Origin of the sequence: Thioclava sp. GXIMD4216, from assembly GCF_037949285.1 — a bacterium.
GTDB lineage: Bacteria > Pseudomonadota > Alphaproteobacteria > Rhodobacterales > Rhodobacteraceae > Thioclava > Thioclava litoralis.
On the sequence record NZ_CP149926.1, the window covers coordinates 861669 to 875487 of the forward strand.

A 13819-nucleotide genomic window follows, 5' to 3' on the forward strand; every position below is an offset into this window, starting at 1 on the left:
CGCCTCCAAAGCTCCGATGACAAAAGCGCCCGTTTCGCAGGCTCCCGTGCTGGGCTTGCGGCGCGAGGCCGACCAGCAGGCGGCGACATTGCCGCCCCTGCTTCTGGCGGCAGAACAGCTTGCGCGCACGGTGCAGATGGGCTTTCACGGCAAGCGCCGTGCGGGAACGGGCGAGGAATTCTGGCAATACCGCCCTGTCCATAGCGGCGACGAGGCACGGTTTATCGACTGGCGGCGGTCGGGTCGTTCGGACAGCCAGTTCGTGCGGGAGCGCGAATGGCAACTGGCGCAGACGCTGCATCTATGGGTGGATGATGCCGCGTCGATGCAGTTTACAGGGGCCGGGACCGGCCGCAATGCCCGACCGGAAAAAGGCGCGCGGGCGCGGCTTCTGGCGCTGGCGCTGGCGGTTCTGTCGGTCCGCTCGGGCGAGCGGGTGGGGCTGACGGGGGCCTTGGTGACCCCCAAGCCGGGGCGCGGGCAGATCATGACGCTGGCGCAGATGATGTCGCAGGCCGGTGCGGTGGATGATTACGGCGTGCCCGAGACCTCTGCCGTGCGGGCGCAATCGAAGGTGGTTTTCCTGTCGGATTTTCTGGGCGATCCGCAACGTATGGCCGAAAGCCTGCGGCGCCTTTCGGAGCGCGGCGTGACGGGGGTAATGCTGCAGGTGCTGGACCCTGTCGAGGAGGATTTCCCCTTTGATGGCCGCACGATTTTTGAATCGATGGCGGGGAGCCTGCGCCACGAGACCCGTAAGGCCGGTGATCTGCGTGCGCGCTACCGCTTGCGTCTGGCCGAGCGGCGCGACAGGCTGGCCCGGATGGCACGGGCCGCGGGCTGGCAGTTTGGAACCCATCATACCGGCGAGACGGCGCAATCGGCGCTTCTTTGGCTGCATGCCGCGCTGGAAAGGGGGCGCTGATGTGGGGTCTTGGACCCGTCGGGTTTACCGCCCCCTGGCTGTTGCTGGGGCTGGTCGCCCTGCCGGTGCTGTATCTTGTGCTGCGCGCCACGCCGCCCGCGCCAGTGCGCCGCCGGTTTCCCGGTGTGGCACTGCTTCTGGGGCTGTCCGATCAGGAAGTGCAGGCTGCGCGCACGCCGTGGTGGCTGATGGCGCTCAGGATGCTGGCGGTTGCTGCCGCGATTGTCGGTTTTGCGGGGCCGGTGCTGCATCCCGTGATGTCGGTGCAGGGCGCATCGGGGCCGCTGGTCATTCTGACCGATGGCAGCTGGGCCTCGGCGCGCGACTGGAGCCGCCGTCAGGACCGGATCTCGCAGGCCCTGGCGCAGGCACAGGCCGACGGGCGGCCCGTGGCGCTGATTTCGCTGAGTGACCCGCCGCCCGAGCCGCCGCCATTCCTGAGCGCCGAGACCGTGGCGCAGGGGCTGGCGGGCGTGCAGCCTATGGCATGGGAGCCGCAGGATATCGAACCGGCGAAGATCCTGCCGAAGGGAAAATTCGAGACGCTCTGGATTTCGGACGGGCTGGACCGCGCCGGACGCGCGGCATTGGTGCAGGCCTTGCAGGCGCGCGGGCCGCTGACCGTCTGGCAGTCTCAGGTGCCGGTGATCGCGCTTGGGCCTGCGCGGATCAGGGACAGTGGCGTCGAGGTTCCGGTCAGGTCGCAAGCCCCGCTGACCGCGACCATCGAGGTCGCGGCCATCGGGCTCGACCCTAACGGGATCGAGCGGGAACTGGCCCGTGTGCCGGTCACGATGGCGGGGGCAGCAGGCGTGGCGCTCTTTGATCTGCCGCCCGAGCTGCGCAATCGTGTGAGCCGTTTTGCCGTGGTGGGCCTCCGTTCCGCAGGGGCGGTGAGCCTGACCGATGATGCGGTCAAGCGGCGCAAGGTGGCGCTGGTGTCGGGCACCAATTCGCGCGAGGGGCTGGAGCTGCTGGACCCTGCCCATTATCTGCGTGAGGCTCTCAAGCCCACCGCCGATCTGATCGAGGGCACTCTGGACGATGTGCTGGTGGCCAATCCCGATGTGATCATTCTGGCCGATATGGCCGAGATTTCCGCTCCTGACCGTCTGGCCGAATGGGTCGAGGAGGGCGGGTTGCTGGTACGCTTTGCGGGGCCGCATATGGCCGCGGCCGATCTGAGCGGCGACCCCCTTCTGCCGGTGCATCTGCGGGCGGGCGGGCGCTCGATCGGGGGGACGATGAGCTGGGGACAGCCACGCCAGCTTGCGCCGTTTCCCGCCGGTTCGCCCTTCGAGGGGCTGGCGGTGCCGTCCGATGTGACCGTGAAGGCGCAGGTGATGGCCGATCCGGCACCGGATCTGGCTTCACGCACCATTGCCGCGCTGGCTGACGGGACGCCTTTGGTGACCCGTTCCAGACTGGGGGACGGGCAGCTTGTGCTGTTCCATGTGGCGGCGGATGCCGAATGGTCTACCCTTCCGCTTTCCGGACTTTTCCCGCAAATGCTTGAACGTCTTGCTATTTCCAGCCGTCCTGCGCAGCCCGATCCGGGCGAGCTGGCGGGCACGACATGGGTGCCGCAAAAGCTGATTGACGGGTTCGGGCGGCTTTCGACCGCCGAAAACGCCGGCGGTGTCGCAGGCGAGACGCTGGCCGCAGGGCCGGCAGGGCCGGATCTGAAGCCGGGGCTTTATACCGCCGATGACCGCGCTGTGGCCCTGAATGCCGTGGCACCGGACCGGCGGCTGGCACCCGCCATATGGCCTGCGGATATCCCCGTCGAGGGGGCGCAGACACAGGTTGCGCGGCCGCTGAAGGGCGCGTTGCTCGGGCTGGCCCTGCTGGCGCTTGTGGTGGATATTCTGGCCTCGCTTCTGCTGTCGGGGCGGCTGCGCGGGCCGCGGGCCACGCATCTGGCCGGAGCGGCGGTTGTGGCGCTGGCTTGCGGGCTGGCGGGGCAGCAGGCCCGCGCGCAAGACCAGATGCCGATTGACCGTGCGATTGCTGCCGCGTCCAATGTGGTGCTGGCGCATGTGGTGACCGGCGATGCCGAGGTGGACCGCATCGCGCAGGCGGGGCTTCAGGGGCTGTCGGACACGCTTTATGCCCGCACCACCGTCGAACCCTCGACACCGATGGCGCTGAATCTGGAAACCGATGATCTGGCGCTTTTCACCTTTATCTACTGGCCCGTGACAGCAGACCAGCCCGCGCCCAGCCCCAAAGCCTATGCCAAGCTCAACCGCTTTCTGCGGGGGGGCGGCATGATACTGTTCGATACCCGCGATGCCGATACCGCCGGTATGGGCGAATCCCCCGAGGGGCAGCGGCTCAAGGCTCTGGCGGCGCCGCTCGATATTCCGCCGCTGACACAGATTCCGCCCGATCATGTGCTGACACGGACCTTCTATCTGCTGGCCAGCTTTCCCGGGCGCTATGACGGGCCGGTCTGGGTCGAGGCGGCGGATGGCAAGGCCGCACAGGCCGAGGGGATGCCGTTCCGTGATCTCAATGACGGGGTGACGCCCGTGGTAATTGGTGGCAATGACTGGGCGGGGGCCTGGGCCGTGGATGCGCGCGGCAACCCGCTGCTGCCGGTCGGGCGCGGCATGGGCGGGGACCAGCAGCGCGAGATGGCGCGCCGGTTCGGGGTCAATCTTATTATGCATGTGCTGACCGGCAATTATAAATCCGATCAGGTGCATGTGCCCGCACTTCTGGAAAGGCTTGGTCAGTAATGAACACCCTCTCGGTGATCTGGGCACCCTTGGTGCCGTGGGAGAGTCTGGTGCTGGCGGGCGTGATCTGCGGGTTGGCCGTGGGGGTCGCGCTCTGGCGGGGGCTGCGCGGCTGGGCCTTGCGGGGCATGGCGCTTGCGGTGCTGCTTCTTGCGCTGGCCCAACCGTCGATCCAGACGGAAGAGGGCAAAAGCCTTTCGGATATCGTGTTCCTGCTGGACGACCGCTCGGCCAGCCAGAACCTGTCGGATCGTAGCGCACAGACCGACAAGGCGGTGGCCAGCCTGACCCGCCAGATCGAGGCGCGGCCCAATACGGAGTTGCGCCGGATCACGGTGGGCGATGCGCCCGAGAATGCGGGCACGCTGCTGGGCTCGGCTATGTCCGAGGCGCTGGCCGCCGAGCCGCGTGCACGGGTGGCGGGCGCGCTGATGGTGACCGACGGGCAGGCGCATGACGCGGGGCTGATGCCGGATCTGCCCGCGCCGCTTCAGGTGCTGCTGACGGGCCATAAGGCGGATTGGGACCGCCGTCTGGTGATCCAGTCCGCGCCGAGCTTCGGGATTATCGGAGAACCCGTCTCGATCCGGCTGAAGGTCGAGGATATGGGGCAGGTGCCTGACAAGGCGCCCAAAACGGCCGAGCTGAAGATTGCCATCGATGGGGCCGCCGCGCAAAGCTATCAGGTGAATGTGGGCGAGGATCTGGAGCTGCCGCTGGTGCTGGACCACGGCGGGCAGAATGTGGTGCAGTTCTCGCTGACGCCGGTCGCGGGCGAGCTGACCGACCGCAATAACGATGCGGTGGTGCAGATGAACGGAGTGCGCGACAGGTTGCGCGTGCTGCTGGTGTCGGGCGAGCCGCATGCGGGCGAGCGTACATGGCGGAACCTGCTGAAATCGGACGCTGCGGTGGATCTGGTGCATTTCACCATTCTGCGCCCGCCAGAAAAGCAGGACGGGGTGCCGGTGTCGGAACTGTCGCTGATCGCCTTTCCGACCCGCGAGCTGTTCGTTGACAAGATCCATGACTTCGATCTGATCATCTTTGACCGCTATGCCGCGCGGGGTATCCTGCCGCAAAGCTATTTTGCCAATATCGCGCAATATGTGCGCGATGGCGGCGCGGTTCTGGTATCGGCGGGGCCGGAATTCGCCACTGTCGAAAGCCTCTGGCAGACGCCGCTCAAGGACATTCTGCCGGCACGGCCTACGGGGCGGGTATTCTCGCAGAGCTATCTGCCGCGCCCGACCAAGCTGGGGATGCGCCATCCGGTGACGGCGGGGCTGGCAGGGATGCCGCCGGTCGATCCCGCGAAGGATGGCGGGACCAAGCATTGGGGCCATTGGCTGCGCCAGATCGAACTGGGCGATGTGCGCGGCGAAACCGTGCTGACGGGCGCGCAGGATGCGCCGCTTCTGGTCATGAGCCGCGAAGGCAAGGGGCGGGTGGCGCTTCTGGCATCCGATCAGGCATGGCTGTGGGATCGCGGCTATGACGGGGGCGGGCCGCAGCTGGAATTGCTCAAACGTATCGCCCATTGGGAGATGAAAGAGCCCGAGCTGGAGGAAGAGGCGCTGTATGCCGAGGTCCAGCCCGGCGCGATGGGCTTTACCATTGTCCGTCGCAGCATGGCCGAGAAAACCGGCCCTGTCACCATTACCAGGCCCGATGGCACGACCGCGCAGGTGGATCTGAAAGAAACCGCACCGGGGCGGTTTACCGCGCAATGGGCCGCGTCCGAGGCGGGGCTGTACCGGCTGAAACAGGGCGATATGGACCGCGTTGTGGCGCTGGGTCCGGCCAGTCCGCGCGAATATGAGCAGACCATTGCCTCGGGCGCACCACTGGCGCAGGCGGTGGCGGGCTCTGGCGGGGCTGTGACGCGGCTGGAAGAGGGGATCCCGCAGATTCGCAGCGTGCGCGAGGGCCGGCCCTCGGCCGGGCAGGGCTGGATCGGGATCACGCCGCGCGGGGCGTCCGAAGTGGCCGATATCCGTGTGATGCCGGTTCTCCCCGCTTGGGCATGGCTGGTGCTGGCGGCACTTTTGACAGTGGGGGCATGGCTTTACGAAGGGCGGGGACGCCGTCGCCAGACAGGATAGGTCCGGCTTGCGGCAGATGCGGATTTAAAGCGAAAACATGATCTCGGTCAAAGTGCTCACCATTTGGTGATATTAAATGGTCGCAATTACTGACGATGATCCATCCCGGGATGAGCCATGTTCACACTCTCTAACCTCTTCAAAGCGGCCCTCGGTCTGGTGGGCGCTGTGCTGTTTTTTCTTGTCGGAAGCTGGGCGGCGCAGGCGCTTTATACTGTGGGCGGCAATGATGCACAGACAGCGGGCATGACCGATGCGCCCGGTGGTCTGATTGGCGGCGACAGTGCGGCGGCACCGGCCGAGGATGTGGTCGAGGTCGTCATGGGCGAGGGGGATGCCGCCGCCGGTGCCAAGGTTTTCAATAAATGCAAGGCCTGCCACAAGGTTGACGGCACGAATGCTGTGGGGCCGCATCTGGATGGCGTGGTCGGGCGCCAGATCGCCAGTGTCGATGGCTTCGCCTATTCCGAGGCGCTGCAGGGGCATGGCGGCACATGGGATTACGAGGCGCTGGATGCATGGCTGACCAATCCCAAAGATTTCGCTCCGGGCAACAAGATGACCTTTGCCGGTCTGAAAAAGGCCAAAGACCGCGCCAATGTGGTCGCCTATATCGAAAGCCTGCAATAACCGCGGCCTTCACGCCAAGCAGAGACCGTTCCAAGAGCCGCCCTCGGGGGTGGCTCTTTTTGCATCACCGCTTCACAATCCTGCGCATCCTCATGAAAAATCGTGCCTTCACAGGTGTTTCACACAGAAGCAACTTGATAGGCGGCCTTTCGCAGTTTTACCTATACGGGGTCCAGCCTGTGTGAAAGGAACGGTAATGCATGACATGACAAAGGCGCCTGTAGAGGCGGTTCCGCAAGAGCGCGGAGCGCGGCGATATATGATGCCTTTTGCTATGATTGCCGTTTTGGGATGCACAAGCCCCCTGCTTGCCGGACCGGCGGCGGCGCAAGAGGTTGCGGGCGAGGTGGGGGCCGCGCAGGTCGGTGGTCAGACCGTGGTGAAAGCCTATGGGATCTCGACCCTGAATGATCTGAAATATCCCGCAGATTTCCAGCATCTCGACTATGTGAACCCCGAGGCTCCGAAAGGGGGGGAGATGTCGGAATGGACGGTCGGGGCCTTCGATAATTTCAACCCCTACTCGGTGCAGGGCCGCGCTGCGGCCTTGGCTTCGGTGCCGCAGGAAAGCATTCTGACCGGCACCTCCGATACGGTGGGGCAGAGCTATTGCCTGATGTGCACGACACTTGAATATCCTGTGTCCAAGGACTGGGTGATCTTCCATCTGCGCGAGGGCATCACTTTCTCGGACGGGACGCCGATGACGGCGCAGGATGTGCTGTTTTCCTTCGAGCAGCTGCGCGATTATGGTCTGTCGAGCTTCCGTCAGCTTGTGGCGCAGCAGGTGGCCTCTGCCGAGGTGCTGGATGACCATACGATCAAATACACCTTCACCAAGGATGCGCCGCGCCGCGATGTGATCCAGATGGTGGGGGGGCTGCCCGTCTTTGAGCAAAAGCAGTTCGAGCGCCTCAATCTGACGCTGGACAAGACCTTCCCCGAGGCGCTGGTCGGCACCGGCCCCTATATGTATGACAGCGATAAGAACAACCGCTCGATCACATGGAAGCGCAATCCCGATTACTGGGGCAAGGACCTGCCGATCAATCGCGGGCGGAACAATTTCGACAAGCTGCGCATCGAGTATTTCGGTGATTACAACGCCGCTTTCGAGGCGTTCAAAGTGGGGATCTATAGGTTCCGCAACGAGGCGTCGTCCAATAGCTGGGCGACAGGCTATACCTTTCCTGCTGTGAAAAGCGGGGCGGTGGTCAAGGCCGAACTGCCCGACGGGAATGTGGCCTCGGGGCAGGCTTTCGTGTTGAACATGCGCCGCCCCATGTTTCAGGACCCGAAGGTGCGTGAGGCCGTTGGGCTGGCGTTCAACTTCGAATGGTCCAATAAGACGCTGTTTCACGGGCTTTACGAGCGGGTGAATTCGATCTGGGAGAATTCGCCGCTGGAGGCCACTGGCAAGCCCAGCCCCGAAGAGTTGAAAATCCTCGAGCCGCTGAAGGCCGATCTGCCCGAAGGGGTGCTGACGGAGGATGCGGTGATGGCCCCCGTATCGGGTGAACGTGCGCTGGATCGCAAGAACCTGCGTCAGGCGGCGAAGCTTCTGGAAGAGGCGGGCTGGACCGTGGGCAGCGACGGTTTGCGCCGCAAGGATGGCAAGGTGCTGCATATCGACATTCTCAATGACAGCCAGTCGATGGACCGTGTCATCAACCCCTATGTCGAGAACCTCAAACAGCTTGGTATCGAGGCGGTCAACGAGCGTGTCGATGACGCGCAATATCAAAGCCGCGAACGCAGCCATGATTTCGATATGGTGATCAGCCATTTCGGGCAGGATCTGCTACCGGGGTCGGATCTGCAGCAATATTTCGGGTCGCAATCCGTGGGAGATGTCTTCAACGCGATGGGTCTGGCCAATCCGGCGGTCGACAAGCTGATCACGCTGGTCGAGCAGGCCACGACGGAAGACGAGCTGACGACCCGTGTCCATGCGCTGGACCGTGTGCTGCGGGCGATCCGCTTCTGGGTGCCGCAATGGTACAAGAACACCTATACGGTTGCGTATTATGACATCTTCGATCACCCCCAGACCCTTCCGCCCTATTCGCTGGGCGAGATGGATTTCTGGTGGTATGACGCCGCAAAAGCAGAAAAACTGAAGGCCTCCGGCGCGCTGTAAGCGCGCAGGGGCTCGGGCAGAAAAGGGGCGAGGCCACTTATGGGCGCCTATATCCTGAAGCGGTTGCTTCTTGTGATACCGACACTTCTCGGCATCATGATCGTCAACTTCACCCTCACGCAATTTGTCCCTGGCGGTCCGATCGAGCAGATCCTTGCGCGGGTCGAGGGGGGCGGCGATTCCATGCGCAACCTGACCGGCGGCGGCGGCGATTCCGGACAGGCGCAGGGCGGCGATGACCAGGGCTATCAGGGCGCGCGGGGGATCTCGCCGCAGCAGCTCGCCCAGCTGGAAGTGCAGATGGGCTTTTCGCGGATCGTTTGCGAAGAGGGCTATCAGGGGGTGCCTTCTGTCACCGCTCCCGAATGCCGCACCGAAAAAATCGGTGCGGTCGAGCGCTTTTTCATCATGATGGGGCATTATCTGACCTTCGATTTCGGCAAGAGCTACTTCCACAACGAGACGGTCATGCAGCTGATTTCGGAGAAGATGCCGGTGTCGATCACGCTGGGGCTCTGGTCGACGCTGCTGGCCTATCTGATTTCGATCCCGCTGGGCATCCGCAAGGCGGTGCGCGATGGCACCTCCTTCGACACCTGGACCTCGGCGGTGATCGTGGTGGCCTATGCCATTCCGGGGTTCCTGTTTGCGGTGCTTCTGCTGGTGCTGTTTGTGTCGGGCAACTGCTTCCACATCCCCTTTATCCCCGAGAGCTGGAACCCGACCTGTTACAGGCTCTTCCCGCTGCGGGGCCTGACGTCGGATAATTTCGACACGCTGAGCACGCTCGGCAAGGCCAAGGATTACCTCTGGCATATCGTGCTGCCGATCACGGCGATCACGATCTCCAGTTTCGCCACGCTGACCCTGCTGACGAAAAACTCCTTCCTTGACGAGATCAACAAGCAATATGTCGTCACCGCCCGCGCCAAGGGGCTGACCGAACATCGCGTCCTTTACGGCCATGTGTTCCGCAATGCGATGCTGATCGTGATCGCGGGCTTCCCCTCGACCTTTCTGGGCGTGTTCTTCGGGTCGTCGATCATCGTGGAAACCATCTTCTCGCTCGACGGCCTCGGTCTTCTGGGCTTTCAGGCGGCGGTCGAGCGGAACTATCCTGTGATCTTCGGCACGCTTTACGTCTTCGGCCTGATCTCGCTGGTGGTCGGCATCCTGTCGGATATGATGTATGTCTTTGTCGATCCACGGATCGATTTCGAGAAGAGGGGCGGCTGATATGGCACTTTCCCCGCTCAACCGGCGCCGCTGGCAGAATTTCAAAGCCAATCGCCGCGCCTTCTGGTCGCTGGTTATCTTTAGCGTGCTGTTTGTCGCCTCGCTGTTTGCCGAGGTGCTGGCCAATGACAAGCCCATCGTGGTGAACTATCGCGGGCATTTCTATTTTCCGGCCTACCGGTTCTACCCCGAGACCACATTCGGTGGGGATTTCCGCACCGAAGCCGTCTATCGCGAGCCGGAGGTGCAATGCCTGATTGTCACCGGCGGTAACGAGGCCTGCTGGGACGACCCCGAGGCCTATATGAAAGAGGCGCGGGAGAAAGGCACGGTCGAGGGCGAAAAGGTCGAGACCGGCTGGATGATCTGGCCGTTGATCCATTATAATTACCGCACCATCAGCGATGTCGCGCCAGCCTTCTCGCCGCCCGACAGCACCCATTGGCTGGGCACCGACAACACTGCCCATGATGTGCTGGCGCGGGTGATCTACGGCTTCCGCACCTCGATCCTGTTCACCTTGATCGTCACCGGCGTCGGCTCGCTGATCGGGGTCGCGGCGGGCGCGGTGCAGGGCTATTTCGGCGGCAAGGTCGATATCGTCTTCCAGCGGCTTCTGGAGATCTGGGCCTCGACGCCCTCGCTCTATGTGATCATCATCCTTTTCGCCATTCTGGGGCGCAGTTTCTGGCTCTTGGTCTTTGTGTCGATCCTGTTTGGCTGGCCTGCCTTGGTGGGGGTCGTGCGCGCCGAATTCCTGCGCGCGCGCAATTTCGAATATGTCCGCGCCGCGCGGGCCTTGGGGGTGAGTGACGGCACGATCATGCGCCGCCATATCCTGCCCAATGCGATGGTGGCGACGCTGACCATGCTGCCCTTCGTGGTGACCGCCACGATCTCGATGCTGGCCTCGCTGGATTACCTTGGCTACGGGCTGCCGTCCTCGGCGCCCTCGCTGGGGGAGTTGGCGCAGCAGGGCAAGGAAAACCTGCAGGCTCCGTGGCTCGGGCTCTCGGCCTTCTTCACATTCGCGGCGATGCTGTCGCTGTTGATCTTCATCTTCGAGGGCGTGCGCGATGCCTTCGACCCGCGCAAGGTGTTCCAATGACCACGATCCTCGATGTCAAAGACCTGAAGATCAGTTTCGGGCGCGGGCCGGAGGTGGTGAAGGGCGTCAGCTTTACCGTGGGGCAGGGCGAGACCGTGGCGCTGGTGGGGGAATCCGGCTCGGGTAAGTCGATCACGGCGCTGTCTTCGGTGCAGCTTCTGGGGCCGAATGCGCATCTGTCGGGGTCTGTGCGCTATAAGGGCCAGGAGATGGTGGGCGCCCCCGAGCGCCTTCTGCGCAAGGTGCGCGGCAATGATATCAGCTTCATCTTCCAGGAGCCGATGACCTCGCTCAATCCCCTCCATACGCTGGAAAAGCAGCTGGGCGAAAGCTTGGCGCTGCATCAGGGTGTACGGGGCGCGCAGGCCAAGGCACGGATTGTCGAGCTGCTGGATAAGGTCGGCATCCCCGACCCCGAAAGCCGTTTGGCCGATTATCCGCATCAGCTCTCGGGCGGGCAGCGCCAGCGGGTGATGATCGCGATGGCACTGGCCAATGGGCCGGATCTGCTGATTGCCGACGAGCCGACCACCGCGCTGGATGTGACGATCGAGGCGCAGATCCTTGACCTGCTGGCCGATCTGAAGCGCGACATGGGCATGAGCCTGCTGTTCATCAGCCACGACCTTGGCGTGGTGCGCCGTATCGCGGACCGTGTCTGTGTCATGCAGAATGGAGAGATCGTGGAGCAGGGGCTGGCCGAGGAAATCTTTGCCAATCCGCAGCACCCCTATACCCGCAAGCTGCTGGCCGCCGAACCTAAAGGTCTTGCCGATCCGGTGCCCGAGGATGCGCCGGAACTGGTGCGTACCGAGGATCTCAAGATCTGGTTTCCCGTGAAACGCGGGCTTTTGCGCAAGGTGACGGGCCATGTAAAGGCCGTCAATGGCGCGTCTTTGTCGGTGCGGGCGGGGGAGACGCTGGGCATTGTGGGCGAAAGCGGGTCCGGCAAGACCACGCTGGCGCTGGCCATCATGCGGCTGATCGAAAGCGACGGGCCGATCATCTATGCGGGCGAGAATATCGCCCAGTGGGAGGGCAAGCGCCTGCGCGCGCTGCGCCGCGATATGCAGATTGTGTTCCAGGACCCGTTCGGCTCGCTCAGCCCGCGGATGACGGTCGAACAGATCATCGCCGAAGGGCTGACCGTGCATGGGCTCGAGCCCGGGCGCAACCGCACCGAAATGGTGGCGGAGATCATGGCAGAGGTCGGCCTACCGCCCGAGGCGATGCATCGCTACCCGCATGAATTCTCGGGCGGGCAGCGGCAGCGCATCGCCATTGCCCGCGCCATGATCCTGCGCCCCAAAGTGGTGGTTCTGGACGAGCCGACCTCGGCGCTGGATATGACGGTGCAGGTGCAGATCGTCGATCTTCTGCGCAATCTGCAACGCAAACACGGGCTGGCCTATCTGTTTATCAGCCATGACCTGCGGGTGGTGCGGGCGCTGAGCCATAAGGTTCTGGTGATGAAGCGCGGCGAGGTGGTCGAGCAGGGCGCGGCGGGCGATGTCTTTGCCAACCCCAAAACCGCTTATACCCGCAACCTGATGGCGGCAGCTTTGGGGGAGGCGGTGTGAAGGTCCTCTTCGCGCACCAGAACTTTCCCGGCCAGTTTCCGCATCTGGCTCCGGCGCTTCAGGCGCGCGGCCATGATGTTCTGGCCCTGACGGCCGAGAAAAACACCCGCCCTTCACCGGTCAGGGTGGTGAAATACCGCCAGCCCGACGAGGTAACCCTGTCGTCGAACCTTACGCGGATGTATGCGCAGGTTTCCGAGCGCGGGATGAAGGCGGCCCGTGCCGCGCGGCAATTACGCAGCGAGCATGGCTATGTGCCGGATGTGATTTTCGGCCATCCCGGTTGGGGCGAGACCCTGTATCTGCGCGAGGTCTGGCCGGAAGCGCGACTGCTGATCTATGGCGAACTGATGTACCGGACATCGGGGCTTGATACCGATTTCGATCCCGAATTCGCCCGTGACATGTTCGAGAGCCGTATCTCGACCGTGGCGCGCTCGGCACATCTGATCCAGACCATGGTGCAGGCCGATGCGGCCCTGTGCCCCACACGGTTTCAGGCCGAGACCTTCCAGCCCGAATTCCGGCACAAGATCACCATCTGTCATGACGGGGTCGATACCGACAGGCTGTGCCCCAACCCCGATGCGGTCTTCGAGATTGCGCAAAAGGGGCTGCGTTTCCGTCCCGGAGACGAGGTGCTGACCTTCGTCAACCGCTCCTTGGAGCCCTATCGCGGCTATCACAGCTTCATGCGGGCGCTGCCCGACGTGCTGGCGGCGCGTCCGGAGGCCCATGTGTTGATCGTGGGCGAGGAGGGGCAGAGTTACGGCGGCCCCCCGAAAGACGGGATCAGCTGGAAAGAGCGTTATCTCAACGAGGTCCGCGACAGGCTGGATCTCTCGCGGGTGCATTTTCTGGGGCGTATCCCCTATGACCGCTATATCGCGATGCTGCAGGTCAGCCGTGCCCATGCCTATCTGACCTATCCCTTTGTGCTGAGCTGGTCGCTGATGGAAAGCATGAGTGCGGGGTGCCATGTCGTGGCCTCCGATACCGCCCCCGTGCGCGAGATGATCGCGGATGGGGAGACCGGAGAGCTGGTCGGCTTTTTCGATATTCAGGGGTGGTCGGACCGGCTGATCGCGGCTCTGGCCGCCCCCGAGCGTTTTATCCCGATGCGGCTTGCCGCGCGTGCCCATATGGTCGCGCAATATGATCTGCGCCGCCAGTGTCTGCCCAGACTTGTCGAGTTTGTCGAAACCGCAGGGCGTGCCTGAGGCGGTTCCAGCGTGTTGCCGCCTTGTGGGGGAGCGGGGGCAGGCGCGCCCTTGTCCTGCGGGGGGAGCGAAACGGAGCAGGGCATCGAGCCCCGCTCCGTTTCGGTCGGGGGCACTGCCCCCTCCGGCTT

The 13819-nt window shown here is 63.7% G+C and carries 9 protein-coding genes; all 9 read left to right on the forward strand.

The window, feature by feature from the left end:
- Positions 1–16: 16 nt before the first annotated feature.
- The gene (locus tag WDB88_RS04260; protein WP_339109467.1) at positions 17–925 is read left to right on the forward strand and encodes a DUF58 domain-containing protein; all 909 of its coding nucleotides are present in this window, start codon (positions 17–19) and stop codon (positions 923–925) included.
- Positions 925–3669 carry a DUF4159 domain-containing protein gene (locus WDB88_RS04265; protein ID WP_339108964.1) on the forward strand — a complete coding sequence of 915 codons (2745 nt, stop codon included), beginning with the start codon at positions 925–927 and terminating at the stop codon, positions 3667–3669. The genes WDB88_RS04260 and WDB88_RS04265 overlap by 1 nt, the downstream gene beginning before the upstream one ends.
- Positions 3669–5774 carry a hypothetical protein gene (locus WDB88_RS04270; RefSeq protein WP_339108965.1) on the forward strand — a complete coding sequence of 702 codons (2106 nt, stop codon included), beginning with the start codon at positions 3669–3671 and terminating at the stop codon, positions 5772–5774. Before WDB88_RS04265 ends, WDB88_RS04270 begins: the two co-directional genes overlap by 1 nt.
- Before the next feature lie 117 nt (positions 5775–5891).
- Positions 5892–6404: a cytochrome c family protein gene (locus WDB88_RS04275; protein WP_339108966.1), complete on the forward strand. Its 513-nt coding sequence runs from the start codon at positions 5892–5894 to the stop codon at positions 6402–6404.
- A 259-nt stretch (positions 6405–6663) separates the two neighbouring features.
- Positions 6664–8544: an extracellular solute-binding protein gene (locus WDB88_RS04280; protein ID WP_339108967.1), complete on the forward strand. Its 1881-nt coding sequence runs from the start codon at positions 6664–6666 to the stop codon at positions 8542–8544.
- A 39-nt stretch (positions 8545–8583) separates the two neighbouring features.
- A complete protein-coding gene (locus WDB88_RS04285; protein ID WP_339108968.1) occupies positions 8584–9780 on the forward strand; it encodes an ABC transporter permease subunit in 1197 nt (398 codons plus the stop codon).
- Between the two features lies 1 nt (position 9781).
- On the forward strand, positions 9782–10888 hold the full coding sequence (locus WDB88_RS04290) for an ABC transporter permease (protein WP_339108969.1): 1107 nt from the start codon (positions 9782–9784) through the stop codon (positions 10886–10888).
- The gene (locus WDB88_RS04295; protein WP_339108971.1) at positions 10885–12468 is read left to right on the forward strand and encodes an ABC transporter ATP-binding protein; all 1584 of its coding nucleotides are present in this window, start codon (positions 10885–10887) and stop codon (positions 12466–12468) included. Before WDB88_RS04290 ends, WDB88_RS04295 begins: the two co-directional genes overlap by 4 nt.
- Positions 12465–13688, forward strand: a complete 1224-nt coding sequence (locus WDB88_RS04300) for a glycosyltransferase (RefSeq protein WP_339108972.1) — start codon at positions 12465–12467, stop codon at positions 13686–13688. The genes WDB88_RS04295 and WDB88_RS04300 overlap by 4 nt, the downstream gene beginning before the upstream one ends.
- Positions 13689–13819 lie beyond the last annotated feature (131 nt).